This window comes from Shewanella halotolerans (assembly GCF_019457535.1).
GTDB classification, from domain to species: Bacteria; Pseudomonadota; Gammaproteobacteria; order Enterobacterales; family Shewanellaceae; genus Shewanella; species Shewanella halotolerans.
Genome location: NZ_CP080417.1, coordinates 78806 through 96473, shown reverse-complemented (window position 1 = coordinate 96473; position 17668 = coordinate 78806). Strand labels below are relative to the sequence as shown.

Annotated in this window: 19 protein-coding genes and 1 pseudogene; 9 read left to right on the top strand and 11 right to left on the bottom strand. The window is 56.0% G+C overall.

Annotated features, from left to right (window positions below; all coding sequences use genetic code 11):
- Positions 1-5 precede the first annotated feature (5 nt).
- On the bottom strand, positions 6-326 hold the full coding sequence (locus K0H81_RS00415) for a DUF4870 domain-containing protein (protein ID WP_220060763.1): 321 nt from the start codon (positions 324-326) through the stop codon (positions 6-8).
- 81 nt (positions 327-407) lie between these two features.
- Positions 408-1100, bottom strand: a complete 693-nt coding sequence (locus K0H81_RS00410) for an MOSC domain-containing protein (protein WP_186300614.1) — start codon at positions 1098-1100, stop codon at positions 408-410.
- A gap of 134 nt (positions 1101-1234) precedes the next feature.
- Between K0H81_RS00410 and K0H81_RS00405 the strand changes: the two genes are divergently transcribed.
- The 4 genes from K0H81_RS00405 to K0H81_RS00390 all read left to right on the top strand — a co-directional run bounded on the left by K0H81_RS00405 (position 1235) and on the right by K0H81_RS00390 (position 5471).
- A complete protein-coding gene (locus K0H81_RS00405; protein WP_144202394.1) occupies positions 1235-1684 on the top strand; it encodes a CC0125/CC1285 family lipoprotein in 450 nt (149 codons plus the stop codon).
- Between the two features lie 52 nt (positions 1685-1736).
- The gene (locus tag K0H81_RS00400; protein ID WP_144202392.1) at positions 1737-2471 is read left to right on the top strand and encodes a response regulator; all 735 of its coding nucleotides are present in this window, start codon (positions 1737-1739) and stop codon (positions 2469-2471) included.
- Positions 2472-2477: 6 nt separating this feature from the next.
- Complete coding sequence (locus tag K0H81_RS00395) at positions 2478-3770, top strand: ATP-binding protein (RefSeq protein ID WP_220059548.1); 1293 nt, start codon at positions 2478-2480, stop codon at positions 3768-3770.
- 243 nt (positions 3771-4013) lie between these two features.
- Positions 4014-5471 carry an alpha/beta fold hydrolase gene (locus tag K0H81_RS00390; RefSeq protein ID WP_220059547.1) on the top strand — a complete coding sequence of 486 codons (1458 nt, stop codon included), beginning with the start codon at positions 4014-4016 and terminating at the stop codon, positions 5469-5471.
- Between the two features lie 204 nt (positions 5472-5675).
- Here the strand turns inward: K0H81_RS00390 and K0H81_RS00385 are convergent, their stop codons facing one another.
- The 4 genes and pseudogenes from K0H81_RS00385 to K0H81_RS00370 all read right to left on the bottom strand — a co-directional run bounded on the left by K0H81_RS00385 (position 5676) and on the right by K0H81_RS00370 (position 7935).
- Positions 5676-6536, bottom strand: coding sequence for a PfkB family carbohydrate kinase (locus K0H81_RS00385; protein ID WP_220059546.1), 861 nt, complete (start codon positions 6534-6536; stop codon positions 5676-5678).
- A gap of 136 nt (positions 6537-6672) precedes the next feature.
- A complete protein-coding gene (locus tag K0H81_RS00380) occupies positions 6673-6948 on the bottom strand; it encodes a GNAT family N-acetyltransferase (RefSeq protein WP_258406433.1) in 276 nt (91 codons plus the stop codon).
- 153 nt (positions 6949-7101) lie between these two features.
- Positions 7102-7626, bottom strand: a pseudogene (locus K0H81_RS00375) (GNAT family N-acetyltransferase); the annotation flags it as partial.
- A gap of 21 nt (positions 7627-7647) precedes the next feature.
- Positions 7648-7935 (bottom strand): putative quinol monooxygenase, encoded by a 288-nt coding sequence (locus K0H81_RS00370; protein ID WP_220059545.1) that lies wholly within the window; start codon positions 7933-7935, stop codon positions 7648-7650.
- A gap of 293 nt (positions 7936-8228) precedes the next feature.
- Between K0H81_RS00370 and K0H81_RS00365 the strand changes: the two genes are divergently transcribed.
- On the top strand, positions 8229-8444 hold the full coding sequence (locus tag K0H81_RS00365; RefSeq protein ID WP_220059544.1) for a hypothetical protein: 216 nt from the start codon (positions 8229-8231) through the stop codon (positions 8442-8444).
- Here K0H81_RS00365 and K0H81_RS00360 read toward each other — a convergent pair.
- On the bottom strand, positions 8441-9064 hold the full coding sequence (locus tag K0H81_RS00360) for an HD domain-containing protein (protein WP_220059543.1): 624 nt from the start codon (positions 9062-9064) through the stop codon (positions 8441-8443). The two genes, K0H81_RS00365 and K0H81_RS00360, sit on opposite strands and share 4 nt — an antisense overlap.
- Before the next feature lie 84 nt (positions 9065-9148).
- A complete protein-coding gene (locus tag K0H81_RS00355; RefSeq protein ID WP_011863883.1) occupies positions 9149-10492 on the bottom strand; it encodes a coproporphyrinogen III oxidase family protein in 1344 nt (447 codons plus the stop codon).
- A 373-nt stretch (positions 10493-10865) separates the two neighbouring features.
- Between K0H81_RS00355 and K0H81_RS00350 the strand changes: the two genes are divergently transcribed.
- Positions 10866-11387 (top strand): hypothetical protein, encoded by a 522-nt coding sequence (locus K0H81_RS00350; protein ID WP_220059542.1) that lies wholly within the window; start codon positions 10866-10868, stop codon positions 11385-11387.
- Positions 11388-11394: 7 nt separating this feature from the next.
- Here the strand turns inward: K0H81_RS00350 and K0H81_RS00345 are convergent, their stop codons facing one another.
- The gene (locus tag K0H81_RS00345; protein ID WP_220059541.1) at positions 11395-12261 is read right to left on the bottom strand and encodes an AraC family transcriptional regulator; all 867 of its coding nucleotides are present in this window, start codon (positions 12259-12261) and stop codon (positions 11395-11397) included.
- A 204-nt stretch (positions 12262-12465) separates the two neighbouring features.
- Here K0H81_RS00345 and K0H81_RS00340 point away from each other — a divergent pair, with 204 nt between their 5' ends.
- Positions 12466-13629: an iron-containing alcohol dehydrogenase gene (locus K0H81_RS00340; protein ID WP_220059540.1), complete on the top strand. Its 1164-nt coding sequence runs from the start codon at positions 12466-12468 to the stop codon at positions 13627-13629.
- Between the two features lie 191 nt (positions 13630-13820).
- On the top strand, positions 13821-14924 hold the full coding sequence (locus tag K0H81_RS00335) for a hypothetical protein (RefSeq protein ID WP_220059539.1): 1104 nt from the start codon (positions 13821-13823) through the stop codon (positions 14922-14924).
- A gap of 44 nt (positions 14925-14968) precedes the next feature.
- Here K0H81_RS00335 and K0H81_RS00330 read toward each other — a convergent pair whose 3' ends face one another.
- Complete coding sequence (locus K0H81_RS00330) at positions 14969-16348, bottom strand: class II fumarate hydratase (protein ID WP_220059538.1); 1380 nt, start codon at positions 16346-16348, stop codon at positions 14969-14971.
- Positions 16349-16574: 226 nt separating this feature from the next.
- Between K0H81_RS00330 and K0H81_RS00325 the strand changes: the two genes are divergently transcribed.
- Entirely contained in the window at positions 16575-17072 is a 498-nt protein-coding gene (locus K0H81_RS00325) for a type II secretion system protein (RefSeq protein WP_220059537.1), read from the top strand.
- Between the two features lies 1 nt (position 17073).
- On the opposite strand, the gene K0H81_RS00320 is transcribed toward K0H81_RS00325, so the two are convergent.
- Positions 17074-17439 (bottom strand): hypothetical protein, encoded by a 366-nt coding sequence (locus K0H81_RS00320; protein WP_220059536.1) that lies wholly within the window; start codon positions 17437-17439, stop codon positions 17074-17076.
- Positions 17440-17668 lie beyond the last annotated feature (229 nt).

Below are 17668 nucleotides of genomic sequence, written 5' to 3'. Positions count from 1 at the left end.
AAGCATCAAGGCTTAAGAAACTTGATCGTCAGCGGATACTGGTAACTAATGCCCTCGCTGGCCTTCATGGCGGCGATGATGGTGACCACGATATCGAAGATCGCCAGCACACCCAGCAGGACAAAGCCGATGCCGACGAACATGAGGATCATGCTGATGATGGCATATACCATCACGCTTATCTTGAAGTTCAGGCAGTTGCGACCACAGCTGTCGACGAAGGCGATCTCCTCTCGCTTCATCAGCCAGACAATCAGCGGCCCGAGAATAGAACCGAAGGGGATCAGGTAGCCGGAAAAGCTGGCCAGATGCACCGCCACACCCATGTTTCTATCGTCACGGGACAGTTGTTCAATATCAGACACGAATTACACTCCTTGATGATTCATTCTTAATGTTAAGCAGAGTTATGGGCGGTTAGGCCCAAATAAGCGCATTTCCCAAGGCTCAATCTTGCGACTTTCCAGGCGGCGCTGCAAGCTATTTACCCAAGACTTAGCCAGCCCTTCACAACTGGCCAGGCGATCGTAGGCGCCGGCATCAAAAGTGGGCGAGAAATAGATACTCATCGCCTCGCGCAGGCTGATGTCGGTGCGGCGCTCGATAAGCCTGATATCATCTTCCAGACTAATTTCACCCGGCGTGATCACCCGATAGAACCAGCCACACAGGCCGCTGGTCTGCATGGCGAGGGCAAACTCGGGATGACCAAACTGATGGTTGAGCTTGAAGCAGGGAGAGCGCGGTTGAGTCACCTGCAGGCGCACCTCGCCGATGGCGATGATGTCGCCTATATTTACCTGAGTCTCATCCAGCCCAACGGTACTGATGTTCTCGCCCATGGCGGGCACATCCTTGAATCCCTGCATCATGTCCCAGCGACGATACTGACCATAATGCTCGCGAGGAAAATGGTGCAGCACACGGTCGGCGCCGCCGTGATGTTTGGGGTCTGCCTGGCCGTCCCCCTCGACGCCCAGCTCACCCACCACCAAACCAGTGCACGCCCGCTTGGCGTCGATCATGCTGGGTATTCCCTCGAACGCCTCGGCCTTGTCACCACGATACAGGCCCGAAATCTTGTTTACCAAACGCGTCATAACTTTCTCCCCCTGACCACTGTCTACTCGTCTCGCCCGCTGACAAAGGCGAGACAATTCAATACAAACTCCCTCTGTCGCCCCGGGGATCGCCCCTGCACAATAGCGGCTTAGTTCTCCTTCGGAAAGATATCATGAAAACAACTCCATTGGCCGCCTTCATACTGAGTTTCATACTCCTGCTGAGCGGCTGCGCCACCTCTTACGACACAGAAAAATCCTTCTGGAGCTTTGGTGAAGGCTTCGACGTGGTACAGATAGCCGACGATAGCTGGCAGATCAGCTTCGTCGGTAACGACATGACAGATCGCGCCCTGGCCCGCAAATATGTTCTGCGCAAGTCCGCCGAGATAGTCCAGGCTCATGGCTACCCCTATTTTGCGCTCACCACGGAGCAGAACCACCGCGACGCGGTCGGCAACGACACCCTGGGCTTTGGCCACGACGACTGGGGCTATGGCCTGGGCAAGGTGGAAAATGAGACCTCGGTGATCGTCGAAGTTACCGGCCTGCAGGATAAAGAATCACTGCAGACGACCAAGGTGTATGACGCCGCCTACCTTATCGATCACCTCACATGGTAGGCCCCGCCCTCAAAAAGAGTGTGAACTAGTCCCTGTTGGAGCAAGATAAATAATGTTAGATTTATCAACATCCCCCCACGACGACTCACTCGACATGAGCATCAAAGTTGTACTCGTTGAAGATGACGAAAAGATCAGCCAGCTGCTGTCCTCTTATCTGACTATGCAGCAGATAGAGACTGTCTGTGTCCATGACGGCGCCGATGCCGTCGCCACCATTCTGGCCGAGCAGCCAGATCTGGTCATCTTAGATCTCATGTTGCCCAATCTGGACGGCTTCAGCATCTGCCGTCAGCTGCAACCCGTCTTCGATGGCAAGATACTGTTCCTCACCGCCAGCGAAGACGACATGGATCAGGTGGCGGCACTGGAGATGGGCGCCGACGACTTTATCATCAAGCCGATACAGCCCAGGGTTCTGCTGGCACGTATCCGCATGCTGATGCGCCGGGCCAAGGTGTCTGCCCCCCAGGAGCAGCATCACCTCAGCTTCGGCGAGCTTGAGCTCAATCAGCAGCGCAAGCAGTGTCTGTTGGCGGGGGAAGAGATCAGCCTGACCACCAGCGAGTTCGACCTGCTCTGGCTGCTGGCCGCCCATGCCGACGAGATCCTCACCCGGGAATATCTGGTTAAGCAGATCCGTGGCATAGAGTACGACGGCATCGACCGTACCATAGACAACAAGATAGTGGTGCTGCGCAAGAAGCTGGGCGACAACCCCGCCCTACCCCGGCGCATCATCACAGTCAGGGCCAGGGGCTATCTGTTTGTCCCCGACCGTTGGTGATCTTCTGTGACCCGTCTGTTTATCCTCATCTATAGCACGGCCCTGGCGATCTTCTTTATTGCGGTGATCGCCATGGACCAGTTTGAGCTCTTCTCCACCGACTCACTGGACGCCACCTCGCTGGCCAACGAGATCACCGCCACCCGCAAATTAGTAGACAAGATAGGCGAAACTCAAGGAGCGCAAGCGGCAGAGCAGGCTCTGCAAGGCTTTGCCAAGGATATCCACCTGGCGCTGACCCGCTATGAAGTCGCGGATGACACCCTGAGCGAGGCGATCAAACAGGGGGTAAAAGACTACGGCCTCTACATAGAAGATGTGGATGAGAATCAGGCCTACTTTAGCCTGGCGAGCGACCCAGAGGTTGTCTATGGCATCATCAACGACCCGGACTCCCCCTTTATCAACACCATTAACCGCAAGGAGTGGTTTGTCTTCGTCGAGTTGTGTGCGGCGCTTGCCCTGATCAGCATCATGGTACTGTTTGTGATCTCCCGGCGACTGGCGCGACTGGAGAAGACCTGTATCGCCTTCGCCTATGGCGATTTCAGCGCCCGCGCCTCCACCAGCAGCCTTCACAGCGTGGGTCAGCTTAACCTGTCGTTCAACATCATGGCCGATCGCATCTCTCAGCTGATCCAGAGCCACAAGAACCTCACTAACGCCATCGCCCACGAGTCGCGCACCCCCATCTTCCGCATCCAGTGCAATCTGGACATGCTGGACGACTCGGGCGTACGCCCCGAGCAGATGCAATATCTTGAAGGAATTCAGGAAGATCTCAACGAGCTGGGCGGCATGATTGAGGAGCTGTTGCAGTTTGCCAAGCTAGAAAGGCCAGATGCCCATCTCAGCCTGACACCAACCAACCTCTATCCGCTGTTAGCCAGCCAGCTGGAACACCTGCAGTTTGAGACGCAAAAACGCCTGCAACTTGAGGGCGACGACAGCCTGATGGCCCCCATCGCCAACCATCTGCTGCTGCGGGCCACCAGCAACATCATACGCAACGGCTACAAGTACGCCCAAAGCTGCGTCATCGTGACCCTTTGCAGCGACGAAACCAGCGTGCTTATCGAGATAGCCAACGACGGCCCGCCCATTCCCCAGGACTATTGGCAATCTATCTTCGAACCCTTCGTGCGTCTGGACAAGGCCAGAGACAGGCAGAGCGGCGGCCACGGCCTTGGACTGGCCATCGCCAAGCAGATAGTGCGTCAGCATCAGGGCGAGCTAACCTTAGGCGACAGCGAGCTGGGCGGCCCCTGTTTTACCCTGCGCCTGCCCAAGGCCGAATGAACCCACTTCACTTCTAAGTGTTAACTGAGCTTCCCAACTTAGCGGTCTCCGACTTAACGCTATCCTATTAAAAAGCTTTCTGATACAAAGCCGAGACAAAGCCATACAGAGTGCTTCTGTTTCCCAGAAGCCAGCCTCCTCATAATTCGCTACAGATAATCACGGCACGGAACCCTAAGGTGCCGAGTCTCTGCGACTCGCCAGGTTCATTGCCTTCGTCTGTAACCCATAAGGAAGTTGTATATGAGCCTGACACACAAGCCCAACCTATTGGCCTTTGGCACACTCGTCATGGCAACCGCCCTCCTCGGCGGCTGTAACCAATCGAGCAAGTCTGACACTAAGAAGGAGGTCGCCAGCAAGGTGGGCACCTACGCCAGCGTCGACTGCAGCACGTTCACCAAGAGCCAGGATCTGCCCAAAGGTGCCAGCTGCGGCTATTTGACGGTACCGGAAAAACATGCCCTTAAGGGCAAGAGCGCCTCCAAGACAACCATGGAGATCGCCGTGCTGAAGATCCCGGCGACCAAGACAGAGGTCAAGGCCGATCCCGTGGTCTACCTGCAGGGTGGCCCGGGCTACTCGGCCATCGACAGTTTGGAAGACTTCACCCAGAGCAAGGCGAAATACCTCTGGAACGACCGCGACTTCTATCTGGTGGATCAGCGCGGCACAGGCCACGCCAAACCGGCCTACAAGTGCACCGAATTTAACACGGTCAAAGGCTCAATCGAGCAGGTCAAGGCCTGTAAGGCCCGCCTCAAGGCCAAGGGGGTAGATTTCAGCGCCTACCAGAGCGTGCAGAGCGCCCATGACTTCATCATGCTGAGAAAGGCACTCAAGCTCGACAGCTGGAACCTCTACGGCGGCTCCTACGGCACTCGTCTGGCAGAGACCATCATACGCGAAGATAGCCAAGGGGTTCGCAGCGTCATCCTCGACGGTGTATTCCCCATAGAGGTCAACGGCCTATCCGATACACCTTGGGCCACCTATGCCACGCTGGACCGCATCATCGCCAACTGCGACGCCTCCACTAAATGCGCATCGGAGATCCTCAAGCCGATGATCGAATCTATCATCGCGCGACTACAGAATCAGGGGGAAGATCAGGCAGCCATCCGTTTCGTCAACTACATCGCCAATCTAGTGGGTGATGCCAGGGTCGTCCCCCTGATCCAGGCGATCGACAAGGACCTGAACATCATCATCAAGGATAAAGACAACGAACCCGACGAGGACTATTTTGCCCCTATGGCCCTGTCTGTGGTCTGCTCCGAAGAATATGCCTTCCTCAACCAAACAGCCTTAGTGGGTCGCAACGACAAGAACTGGTCTACCACGACCACACTGACCGTAGACAAGGTGTTCCATCAGGGTTTCGATGTCGACAGCTGTAAGGCGTGGGATGTGGCCGCGGCCGACAGCATAGAGACTCAGGCCGTGACCAGTAATCTGCCGATCCTGGTGATCAACGGCGGCAACGATCATCAGACGCCACCGGCCTGGGGGGAGTTAGTGGTGAAGAACATGCCAAATGCCCAGCTGTTCACCAACCCTCAGGGCGGCCACGTGCAGTTGACCTCGGAGAACCCTTATCGCAACTGTATCGACGGCATTACCATGGCCTTCCTGGCGGCGCCGGAACAGAAGATAAAGACCCAGTGTACCAGCATGATTCCCGTGTTTAAGTACAACTAACAGCAAGCGTTCAGCCAAAGCCCTGACCAAAAGGTCGGGGCTTTTTTTTTGGGGCAAAAAAATGCCCCAGAAGATGGGGCGAGAGAACAGAAAAACACACTATGTTAGAAAAGAAGCTACACAAAACAAGGTCAGGGAACTGCTTGCGACCAATGCCGATACTCTAAGCCGAGTTAATGACATTATGATGACAAGTTCTGCCCACTAGGCCTCTTCTTTCGCTCGCTCATTTTCCAGATAGTTTTTTAGCCCTGCTCCCGGTATCGAACTCTCTGTGGCCACCGCAAAGGCGGCCCAATGGGCGCCTTCGGCCATGGCCTGACAAAACTCATCGCCACGCACCAGCCCATGGATCAAGCCCGCCGCATAGGCGTCTCCCGCCCCAGTGGTATCGACCACGCTGGCCGACTCGGCCGCCACATGGGTCTGTGAATCCGCCTGATAGAGAATGGCGCCCGACTCGCCATCTGTCACTATGAAGGCCTGCAGACTGTCTCCGGCAATGGAGAGGCCATACTGCCAGGGCGACAGTTCGCTACGACCCTGCATGTCGGCTCGCGAGGCGATCAGCACATGGCAGGGACGCTCACGGTTATCCTTGGCCAGCTGCGCCACCACCAGGCTGTGGGGCAAGGCTGTCTTGGCCCAGCTCACCGCGCCTTCGGCGGAAGAGTTGATATAGAGGGCATCCCACTGACGCCAGTTCGGCGGCGCCGCCAGCTCGAATCTGGGGCGCTCTGGACGTATGATGGTGCGCTCACCATCCGGGGTCATCACCAGCAGCATCTCACAGGTATGTTGCTGATAGCGCTGCATCAGACGGCAATCTATCCCCAGGGTGCTGGTCTCGGCCAGCAGCCAGTCGCCTATCTCGTCGCGGCCCACCTGACTCACCAGCGCTACCTCGTGTCCTGCCCACACCAGGCCTATGCCTGTGTTGGCACCGCCGCCCCCCAGGCGCTGGCCACCATCTTGATAGTGAAACCGTCCCCCCATCTTCAAGGGTTTATCGAGTCTGAGAATACGATCGCAATTGAGGTTGGCTACCAGCAGAATTTTGGCCATGCATGCTCCGAGTAACAGCGGATCAGGAGAAAATGAAGCTCGCCTAAACGGGTTGAGAAAATTAGCCCCGGAAACCTACTACTTTGGGGCCCGCCGAATCTCCTTTATATCAAGGCCCGCAGGGCTTCTCAACCAATCAGGCCTGTAACTTATACATGCCTTCACTCGCCGGACGCGAGTACTCGAAGCCAAATTTGAGATAAAGGGCAGGCACATCAGCCATTAAGGTGATGTAGGCCCCCTTAGGCGCCGTCTCGTCGAGATAGGCCATGATGGCGCTCATGATAGCGCTGCCCAGGCCGCGCCCCTGATATTCGGGATCCACGGCGATATCCACCAGCTCGAAGTTAAGTGCGCCGTCACCCACCACCCGGCCCATGGCGATCACCCTGTCACCCGCCAAAATATGCACGCCAAACAGACTCAGGGGCAGGCCGAGTTCTGCCGCCTCGCGAGACCTTGGGGTCAGGCCTGTTATCTGCCGAAGGCGCAGGAAATCATTGAGAGGCGCCACACGTTTGATCAGACGAAACTCCTGCAATGGCTCGCCCGCCTGTGCCTCACGCCACTCCCGCGCCAGCAGGCCATAGCCATACTCACTGCCCCAGCTGCCCTTGAAGAAGATATTATCGCGATAATGGGCCTCGCGGCGAAAGCCCAGGCGCTCCAGCAGCCCCCAGGCGGGGTGATTTTGCACGTCTGTGATGGCCGAGAGTCTGTGTTTACCCAGGCCCTCAAACAGATACACCAACAACCCCTGCAGCGCCTCACGCGCCAAGCCCTTTCCCTGATGCTCACTTGCCAGGGTAAAGCCTATCTCAACCTGCTGCGCATCGATGAAATGCAGCGCCAGATCCCCCACCAAGGCCTGGGTCTGACGACACTCGAGGGCCAGCTGTATCCAGGTGCCGGGCGTCTCGAAGGGTGTCTGCTGTAAATTTTCGAACAGCGCCAGGGCATCCTGATACTGGTAATCTTGCCAGCTTTGGTAGCGGGCAACCTCAGGATCGGCGCGGTAGGCGGTGAAGGCCTGAAGATCGGCCCGCTCGAAGGCGCGGCAGATAAGCCGCTCTGTCTCGAAATAGATCATCACTAAAGCCCTGTCGTAAGCCTAAGCTTGAGCCAGCGAATAGTAACCGCCGCTCGGCGGTGCGGCGAACAGCGACATGGCAGCCTGCATTTTATCGCTCGGATAGGCCTGCACCGAAGCCCTGTGCTGCTCGGCAGATTCCCAACGCTCGATCACCATCAGGCGGTCCGGCTCGTCGACCGGACACAATACCTCATAGCTGAGACAGCCCGGTGAATTGCAAATATAATCGCTCAATGAGAGGAGGAAGGCCGTCAATGCCTCTGCCTGGCCCGGCGCGGCCTGAAATTCGCCAATACGTACTATCATCTGATTTCCCTGTACAAAATGAAGAATTCACCAAGCTACCCTATTACCGGGTGCTCCACAAACGTCTCTTATGAGCTTTTCGACCAATGAGTGCGTAAGCGATCGCCCATATTAACTTAGGTGATATGCGACCTCTTACCTAAGCCAACTTTAGAAATAAAATAAGCATATGAAAAAGTTGACAAAAAACCCGTCAACCTTTCGGCTTATGAGGTTTTAGGATAAAAATCAGCCTCTACAAGGTGCCAACTTGACGTTAGGCTGACAAGCACAAGAGGTTGTGAGGTTATTGAATGGACTCAATACTGACATTAGAAGAGCTGATGGATACGCCCCTATGCAAGGAAGAAAAACTGCGCCGCTACCACCAGTGCCTGAGAGAATTTGAGCAGCTGGGCTACCAAGATCTCTTTATCGAACAGATACGCCAGGAGGCTCGACAGCTTGAGCAGAAGCTTGCACGCCGCGCCAAGGCTAACCATAAACAGGCGCTCAAGCAGCTCCCCTAGATCTCTTGCGCCAGCTGGTCAAGAAAGTCCTGCATCACCCGGGTGCGATGCCGTGCCTCTTCCCTCGCAGCCGCCGTCTGCATGGTATCCGCCAGGGTAAACAGCTTCTGCTTGAAATGATCTAAGGTGTAGCGGCTATCATCCGCCTCCCGCTCCCGACAGAAGGGATCTTCCGCAGCATACAGGGGCCGCCCCAAGGCGGTGCCCACCTGTAGACAGCGCGCCACTCCTATGGCGCCCAGGGCATCGAGCCTGTCGGCATCCTGCACTATCTTGGCTTCCAGCGTCTCGGGGGCAATACCCGCGCTGAAACTATGGGCGAGAATGGCATGGTGAATGGCGGCCAAGTACTGCTGCGGATAACCCACCTCGATGAGGAAGGCGATCGCCTTATCGGCCGCCAGCATAGAGCCCTGACTGCGCCTCGGATCGTCTTTTGCCAAAGTGACACAATCATGCAGCCAAGCGGCTGGCACCACCACCTCGGCGCAGGCAGATTCGAGATCGCACAGGCGCTTGGCCGTCTTCACCACCCGCCTAACATGGGCGAGATCATGGGCGGCATCGGCTGGCGAGCTGGCGGCAATAAATTGGGAAAATAGCGACTCAAAGGCCTGCATGGATAAGGCTCCGACAATAAAAAAGGCCGATCTATGATCGGCCTCTTTCGCTCGGATAGCAAATGTCCCTTACCTGTCGCAGGGCTACATATCGCACGGCTTGAGCGGCTTACGCAGCTGCGCCCGCACGTTGTCCATGCCTGAGTAGAACTCTTTCATCATCAACAGACCCATCATCTTGCCGTTATCCGTAACGATCAGGTTATCGGGATCGTTAGGGTCATTCTTGATGGCACCGATCGCCTTCATAGAGGTCATCTCTTTAAACAGGGCCCAATCCAGATTGACGCCGAAGGTGTCGCGGAAATATTTGCGCGACAGGCGACCCGAGAACATGCCCAGCAGGAAGCGATACTGCATCACATCCTTCTGGCTGTAGTTCTTCTGCTGCTCGACGCCCATGCGACCCGAGGCGATATTCTCCTGATACTTACGCAGGGAGAAGGTGTTCACATACAGGGTGTCGTTGAGGAAGCTGAAGGAGCCCGAACCGACACCCAGATACTCGTCATAATCGATCACATACTCGTCGAAGCCTTCGTTGTTGGCCTTGCCGAATGCCCAGGCCGACAGCTGGTTGTACTGACCGTTAAGGCTGTTGAGGATCTGGCGGTATTGACGCGCCATGTCACCCTGAGGCGCGGCCAGCTTGCCCTTGACGCTCTTACGGGTCTGATGGGTGATCATCAAGGGATAGGTGGTGATCTGCCGAGGATCCAGGCGTGAGGCCATATCCAAGTCGTGCTGAATCACCTCATCTGTCTGGCCACGGAAGCCGAAGATAAGATCCACGTTGATGATAGGAAACAGCTCCTTGGCCGCCATGATCTTATCGAAGGTCTGCTGACCCGAGCCAAACTTCTCCAGTCGATCTGTCATCGCCAGGATGTCGTCGTTGAAGCTCTGCACACCGATAGACATACGATCCACCAGGCCTTCCAGCTGTTTAAAACCAGGGCTGTCCAGATGCTGAGGATCCGACTCACAGGAAACTTCTTTGATGCTTGGGAACAGCTTCTTGGCAAATTCAATCGTACGTGCCAGCTCATCTTCTAATACGGTTGTGGTGCCGCCGCCGATATACATGGACTCGAAGTCATAGCCCAGCGCCTTAACCATCTCCATCTCTTTACGCAGCGAGACGAAATAGGCGCGCGCCTTCTCTTCCTTAAACAGGAAACGGTGGAAGGTACAGAAGGAGCACAGGGTATGGCAGAAAGGCACATGGGCATAGAGCATGTACTTCTTACCTTCGACGGGCGCCGGCATCATGGAAGCGGACTGAGTATCGAGTCGCAGATTCTTGTCGACATAATACTGCATCACTCGTTCCATCGAGCTCAGCATCCAGTTAGGGACGGTAATGTTAGCTTGGTACGGCTTAATCAATGCACCTGGCGCCGTTTGAATAATAGAAGACGAAGACATAGATATTCCTAGCTGAACCGGCCTTGAGAACAAAGCCTTTTAATAAATAAGGACTTAAAGCGATACACATCCATTTGCGGAACACAAAAGTATCACTTAAGGAATATATAAAACGTGAACTGGCTTGGAGTTACAACACCTAGCATTAGATTAGCCGAAGAATTGTTAAGCATGTCATGTTTTAGGGAATGTTGAATAAATGTGATCGCCCATTTTGACCCAATAGAGGCAAAGAGAAGACTCGAAGAGTGTGCGGTAAGCATCGACCTGTTGCGGTGATAAAACAAATAGCGTAGGTTAAATAGTTAATAAAAATAATGATATAGACTCCAGCTGTTTCAGTGGAGCGCAATTCGACACAAGGACGTTAAAAATGAAATGGAATCTACTGGTTTCGGTGCTGCTCACCGCATCGCTGGCACTCTTTGGCTATGTGAAATACACAGAGCTCGCGGCCAATAACCTCGCCAACACCCAAGGACTCTCCGCCCTGAGCAAACAGATAGCCGAAACCGGTAGCATCATACCTGCCAAAACGGTGGCCTATTTCGATCTAGCCGCTTGCCCAGAGGGGTGGCAGCCCTACACCGAGGGGCGTGGCCGCTTTACCTTAGCCGTTAATCATCAAGAGAATGCGCTGTCGGTACGCAAGCTCAATGACAAAGGCGGCGAGGAGAAACATAAACTGACACTCGCCGAACTACCCAAGCACACCCACGTCTATGACGATTGGTACTACTATGATTCGGGCGACGAGCCGGAATACGCGACAGGCGAAGGAGACGATGTGGGCATGCGCCAGCATCAGAAGCGTCGCACCGAGCCCGAAGGCCACAGCGTCGCCCACAACAATATGCCGCCTTTCGTCGTGCTATTGCAGTGCATCAAACAGTAAGAAAACCTTATCTGGCACATTCCCCCGGACTGTGGCTGAAGTAGCGTTTGAACTCGCGGCTAAACTGGGCCGGGCTCTCGTAGCCCACCTCGATGGCGGCCTGCTTCACCTTCACCCCAGGTCGCTGCAACAGCTCCTTGGCCTTGTTCAGGCGCACCTTCTTCAGGTACTGGATGGGCGATGAGGCGGTCACCTCCTTGAAGCAGCGATGAAACGCCGAGGGGCTCATGTTCACCAGGGCGGCAAGCTGATCCACCTCTATGCTGGCGGCATAGTGTTTATGTAGATAGCTCAGCGCCTTGTCGATGCGCGACAATCTCGTATGACTCAGTGCCAGGGCATAGAGGGGAGCCGCGTTGGGCAAGGCCAGCAGGCGATATAGGATCTCCAGCACCATGGCCTCACCCAGCGCCTCGGCCTCCAGCGGCGATTGCAATGCCTGCAGCAGACGATGAATGCAGCACTCTATCGCCTCGCCGGTCGGCGCGATGAAATAGCCCGGCAGTCGCGATTCACTCAGGGCCTGGGGCACCCTGTGGTGGTTGTCCATGATAGGGATGAGGCGGTTTAGCTGCGCCAGATCGATATCTATCATCATCACCAGCACTGGCTCCTCCTTACTGGCGAAGGTCTCGCACTCCACCGGCATGGGCACTGTCATCACCAGAGTGTTCTGGGGATCATAGTCGAACACCCTGTTATCCAGATAGATACGCTTCTTGCCCTGCCCCACTATCATGATCCCCTGGGAGTAACACAAGGGGCCGCGGGCACCGTAGGCGGAGCAGCGAAACAGCTTGATACCAGGCAATACGCTGTCGTTCATCCCCTCATCGGGGGCCAGCTCAGACATCAACTCGGCAATACTCTTCACACTTTACCTCTTGGGACAGGATAAGGATTCAACTGATGGCGATAATATCACCCAAGCAGAAAAAGGCATCAAAATTTATCAAATACATGCCTTTTAAACTCAACAAAGCAGAAATAGGCAAGAGTCGTGCAGCAATAGGTATTTAAAACTCGCGTCAAGAGACTAGTATGTGCAGCATATTATTAGGTGACACAAGGTATCCCCATGCTTAACTTCGATTATCGCAATCCCACACAGATCGTCTTCGGTAAAGACCGCCTGGCCGAGCTAGACAAGCTGATCCCCGCCGGCGCCCGTGTAATGGTGACCTATGGCGGCGGCAGCGTGAAACGCTTCGGCACCCTGAACAAAGTGCTCAGCGCCCTGGGCGATCGCACCGTCGTCGAATTCGGCGGCATCGAAGCCAACCCACAATATGAGACCCTGGCCAAGGCGGCCAAGTTGGCAAGAGAGGAATCTATCGACTTCCTGCTGGCAGTCGGTGGCGGCTCTGTGATGGATGGCACCAAGTTCATCGCCCTGGCGACACGCTTCGAGGGTGACAGCGCCAGCCTGCTGTTCCACGGTTTCGCCCCTGTGCCGGTCGAGGCTGAGCAGGTCTTGCCACTGGGCACCATAGCCACACTGCCAGCCACAGGCTCAGAGATGAATGCCTTCGGCGTGGTCAGCTATAACGGCGGCAAGTTCCCGGTTAACCACCCCAGCATCTACCCGACCTTCTCGTTGCTGGATCCGACCCTGACCTTCACCCTGCCAAAGATTCAGGTGGCTAACGGTGTGGTCGACGCCTTCGTCCACGTGCTTGAGCAATATGCCACCTATCCGGTAGACGGACGGGTACAGGACAGAACCGCCGAAGGGATCATGCGCACCCTGATCGAGATTGGCCCCATTACACTGGAAGAGCCGGAAAACTACAACGCCCGCGCCAACCTAATGTGGAGTGCCACCTCGGCCCTCAACGGCATGATAGGTGCCGGCGTGCCGTTTGACTGGACGACCCACATGATTGGCCACGAGCTGACGGCCCAGTTTGGTATCGACCACGCCCAGACCCTGGCCGCCGTGTTGCCGTCGGTCTGGCGTGTACGCAAGACCCAGAAGCATGCCAAGCTGCTGCAATACGCCGAGCGCGTGTGGGACATCACAGAGGGCGACGAAGCCAGCCGCGTCGACCTGGCGATCGACAAGACGGAGCAGTTCTTCCAGCAACTGGGCCTCAAGACCCGTCTGCGCGACTATGATATCGCCCAGGAGCAGATTGACGACATAGTCGCGGCGCTTGAAGTCCACGGCATGACCGCCCTATCAGAGTCTGGCGATCTCGGCCTGGATATCAGCCGCGAGATCCTGCAACTGGCCTGGTAAGGCGCAAAACACCATACGATAAAGGCATCCTCAGGGATGCCTTTTTGCTATGCCGCCTCCAGCAACTCCTCCCAGCAACTCCTTCCAGCAATTCCTCCCCCATTCCGGTCGACTGACAAAGCGATACAAACTGCTGACAGTAATCACCGGCGGCCCTTATTACACTGATATTTTTATCGCAGGAGACCGCCATGCCACGCCTTACCCTACCCCTGCTGCTGGTGTTCAGCAGTCTACTGGGCTGTAACGCCGACCAACCCAGAGTGCAGCCGCCGCTGGCTAACTTCGCCTTTAATCAGGAGAAACTCGAGGCGTTGATCCAGGAGCGCGAACCGATATTCTCATCGATTCAACTCGAGTACCAACACACCCACTACGACAGATTGGAATACGCCGACATCTTCGTCGACACCCAAAAACAGATTCCTTATCTGCTGCTGGCACTGAGCAGCGAGAAGGGTCATAGCCTCACCTTAGGGATCAAGTTTGACGAGTGGCAGCTGCTGGATTGTCAGATCTTTTCCGGCCCCCACCGCATCGACAGCTTCGACTGCTCTGATGCCAAACGACTGACCCAGGATGACAAGAGCATCTTCGAGCTGCGCACCCGCGAGAAGCAGCAATACCTGCGCCTGAGCTTTGTCAGCGACTGGCTGGAATACGCCTCCTCAATAGGCTCAACCCTCTTCTCGCCTCGGGAAAATGACACGGGTATTGAGATCCTCACCAGCAACTATTTCGAGCCGCTGATCAACAACCAGTGGTGCACGGCGGACTGCGACAACCCGGCTAGCTCGACACTGGGGGTCACCAGCTATCAGGCGCTGAAACGCCTGGTGGATCATTACCCCAAGAGGAAAAAGGTGCTGGTGTTCGATAACTTTGTCGGCGGATCCGCCGACGATGAGATCAACATGTATACCGGCTTGCTGATCCGCGAGCAGAGGTTGGATACCAAGGTCAGCCGCTCGGGACGCGTCTTCTCCGGTGCCACGGATCTGTTTACCGCCGGGGTAAGGCGCACCCTGGAGCTGCAAGACTCCACCTTAAGCGTGGCCCGAAACCAGCAAGTTGGCGTACACAGCTGGAGCGATGGCGAGCTTGGCCGGGATGCCACAGAGATCTCCTACAGCGACGCCGCCCACCGTAGTCAGGCCACCTACTTCAGCCGCATGTTGGGCAAACAGGGGATCCCCTTCTACCTGTTTACCCTCACCTCGGCCCCCTCAGAGGGCGCCCATTGGATGACGCAAAAGGAGATGGCCCGCTATCGACTCACCACAGAGATCCGCTGACGGGCACGCTGAGCAATAATGCCATCGCTTGACGGCATCAGCCTCTAGGCCAGACCGCCGCGGGTCAGGCGTTCGGGATCCAGCAGGCGTCTAAGCTCCTCCTCACTAAGGTCTGTGAGCTCCATGGCGACCTCGAGTATGGGTCTCTGCTCCTGATAGGCCTGCTTGACTATCTTAGCGGCCTGCACATAGCCCACCTTAGGGCTCAGGGCGGTGACCAGTATGGGATTGCGATGCAGGGAGTCGGCTATTTTGCCTCGATTCACCACGAAACTCGCAATCGCCTTGTCCGCCAGGAGGCGCGAGACATTGCTGAGGATCTCTATGCTCTCTAGCAGGTTAACCGCGATCAGCGGCTGCATCACGTTGAGTTCGAAGTTGCCGGACTGACCGGCGATAGTGATCGCCATATCCTTGCCCATCACCTGAGCCGCCACCATGCAGGCGGATTCAGGGATCACAGGGTTGACCTTGCCCGGCATGATGGAGGAGCCCGGCTGCAAAGGTTGCAGGCTAATCTCACCCAGGCCCGCCAGTGGGCCAGAGTTCATCCAGCGCAGGTCGTTGCTGATCTTCATGATGGCCACCGCCAGCGTCTTCAGCTGGCCCGAGAGGGCGACGGCGGTATCATGGCTCGCCATGCGGCTAAACAGATTATCCGCCGAGCGAAACTGGGTGCGGGTCAGGGCGCTGAGTCTCTCGCAGAACAGCCGGGAGAACTCCTCGTGGGTGTTGACCCCGGTTCCCACCGCCGTACCGCCTACTGGCAGCTGGGCCAGGGCGTCGCCTTGGCTGGCGATCCGCTCGCGGCAATCATCGATCTGGCTCGCCCAGCCCCCCAACACCTGATCGAAACGCACCGGCATGGCATCCATCAGGTGGGTGCGCCCCGTCTTGGTGACATCGGCCAGCTGCTGCGCCTTAGTCGTGATGGTCTGCGACAGCAGGGTTAGCGAAGGGAGCAGCGACTGCTCTACCGCCAGCAAGGCGCTGATATGGATGATACTGGGAATGATGTCGTTGCTGCTCTGCCCCAGGTTGATCACATCGTTGGGATGCACGGTCTGACCCAGGCTCTTCGATACCAGGGTCGCAAGCACTTCGTTGGCATTCATGTTACTGCTGGTGCCCGAGCCGGTCTGAAACATGTCGATGGGGAAATGGCGCATCATCTGGGGATCTGCCAGCAGCTCCTGCACCGCCTGGGCAACCGCTGGGGCAATATTGGGCGGCAGCAACCTAAGCGCCACGTTAGCCTCGGCGGCGGCGAGCTTAGCCAGCAACAAGGCCCGGATGAAGCTGCGGGGCATGGGGCGGCCGCTCACGGGAAAGTTCTTGATCGCCCGCGCCGTCTGCGCGCCGTAGAGGGCATCGGCGGGAATATTAAGGTCGCCCATGCTGTCGCTTACCGCTTTACTCTCCATCTCTCTCTCCTGCTTGTTGAGACTAGCTTGATCTTAGGTCAAATTCTGCCGGGTCGCGACCCGGCAACACGGCGCAAACCTGGCCGCAACAGCTAGCAAACAACCCATTATCATTCAACATGTTATTGCAAGAAGTGATGCAGTTTCGCTTGCAAATGTCTCTCAAGGAGTTAGGCTGCCTTCACTTTATTTATTGCCACGCGTTAGCCTGTAGATGCGAGTAACCATGAGACATAAAGGAGCCTCTGGCTTTACCCTGATAGAGATGGTGGTGGTGATCATCATTCTGGCCATTCTCAGCGTAGCGGCCGCCAGCAGGTGGATAAGCCTGACGCGAGAGGCGAGGATCGCCCAGCTCAAGCAGCTCGAGGCCTCGGTGCAGGCCGCGAATCAACTTGTCTATGCCCGCTCGGCCATCCTGGGACTAGAGAATCAACCTAGTGCCAGCTACTTTCTCAATTCTGGCGACAGCCAAAAAATTCAGGTGAGATATGGCTACCCGGAATGGAGCAGCGATGCGGTAACTCAGCTGCTGACGGTCACCATGAGAGAATGGTTCTATGGCGGGCGCTGGAAGGCGGAAGTTATCGAGCTGCGCATCGGCGATAGCAGCCTGTTTAAGACCCCAGGGGATCTCATGGCAGACGGCGCCCTCGCCTGTTATCTGAAGGTCGACACGACCGCCGATAGCGTGACTACCAAAGTCATGTACAGCGACTGTTAAGTCAGTCGCCTACCCTGTTGATGAGAAAGCTAAATGTCTGGTCGCCAAAGGTGAGCAAGGCGGCCTTGTCCAGGTCGACTATCGCCTGAGAGGCGGTCTCATAGCCCTCGCCGCTCAGGCTAAAATCCACCAACACCTGAGCCTCATCGTGTGGCGTAACCTTAACGCTGAACTGGTACTTATCCGCCAGCATCACCCGCTCGGCCTCAACCTTATCAATCAGTAGCATCGGCGCGCCAAGCACCTCGCCTTGCAGGCTGACCTCTGAGGTCACCCGAAAGGTATCGGCAAGGCTGCTAAAGCTCACACTTAAACTCAAACTAACACTCACACTCAGGGCGAGCGCCATCAAGATCCTTCTGATCATATTCAGCTCCTTTATGGTGAAATTGCTTTCCTCACAACTTAGTGGACTAGCTGTTATTGTCAACATTCTCAATGTCTAATATTTATAACGGCTAAAGTTTCTAACGGCTAATGCTGCTAAAAGCGACTCTTGCTAGCTGCTACTATCACTCTCTGCTCCAGGCATTAAACGACAAGCATTAAACGGCAGGCATAAAAAAACACCCCGCCGGCAACCCGGTGAGGTGTTT

Excerpts from the sequence above, each read along its gene's own strand:
- K0H81_RS00370 (WP_220059545.1), bottom strand. The coding sequence starts at position 7,935 with ATGATAGTACGTATTGGCGAATTTCAGGCCGCGCCGGGCCAGGCAGAG.
- K0H81_RS00320 (WP_220059536.1), bottom strand. The coding sequence starts at position 17,439 with ATGATCAGAAGGATCTTGATGGCGCTCGCCCTGAGTGTGAGTGTTAGT.
- K0H81_RS00385 (WP_220059546.1), bottom strand. The coding sequence starts at position 6,536 with ATGGCCAAAATTCTGCTGGTAGCCAACCTCAATTGCGATCGTATTCTC.
- K0H81_RS00350 (WP_220059542.1), top strand. The coding sequence starts at position 10,866 with ATGAAATGGAATCTACTGGTTTCGGTGCTGCTCACCGCATCGCTGGCA.
- K0H81_RS00355 (WP_011863883.1), bottom strand. The coding sequence starts at position 10,492 with ATGTCTTCGTCTTCTATTATTCAAACGGCGCCAGGTGCATTGATTAAG.
- K0H81_RS00330 (WP_220059538.1), bottom strand. The coding sequence starts at position 16,348 with ATGGAGAGTAAAGCGGTAAGCGACAGCATGGGCGACCTTAATATTCCC.
- K0H81_RS00325 (WP_220059537.1), top strand. The coding sequence starts at position 16,575 with ATGAGACATAAAGGAGCCTCTGGCTTTACCCTGATAGAGATGGTGGTG.
- K0H81_RS00410 (WP_186300614.1), bottom strand. The coding sequence starts at position 1,100 with ATGACGCGTTTGGTAAACAAGATTTCGGGCCTGTATCGTGGTGACAAG.
- K0H81_RS00360 (WP_220059543.1), bottom strand. The coding sequence starts at position 9,064 with ATGCAGGCCTTTGAGTCGCTATTTTCCCAATTTATTGCCGCCAGCTCG.
- K0H81_RS00390 (WP_220059547.1), top strand. The coding sequence starts at position 4,014 with ATGAGCCTGACACACAAGCCCAACCTATTGGCCTTTGGCACACTCGTC.
- K0H81_RS00340 (WP_220059540.1), top strand. The coding sequence starts at position 12,466 with ATGCTTAACTTCGATTATCGCAATCCCACACAGATCGTCTTCGGTAAA.
- K0H81_RS00415 (WP_220060763.1), bottom strand. The coding sequence starts at position 326 with ATGGGTGTGGCGGTGCATCTGGCCAGCTTTTCCGGCTACCTGATCCCC.
- K0H81_RS00335 (WP_220059539.1), top strand. The coding sequence starts at position 13,821 with ATGCCACGCCTTACCCTACCCCTGCTGCTGGTGTTCAGCAGTCTACTG.
- K0H81_RS00405 (WP_144202394.1), top strand. The coding sequence starts at position 1,235 with ATGAAAACAACTCCATTGGCCGCCTTCATACTGAGTTTCATACTCCTG.
- K0H81_RS00365 (WP_220059544.1), top strand. The coding sequence starts at position 8,229 with ATGGACTCAATACTGACATTAGAAGAGCTGATGGATACGCCCCTATGC.
- K0H81_RS00400 (WP_144202392.1), top strand. The coding sequence starts at position 1,737 with ATGTTAGATTTATCAACATCCCCCCACGACGACTCACTCGACATGAGC.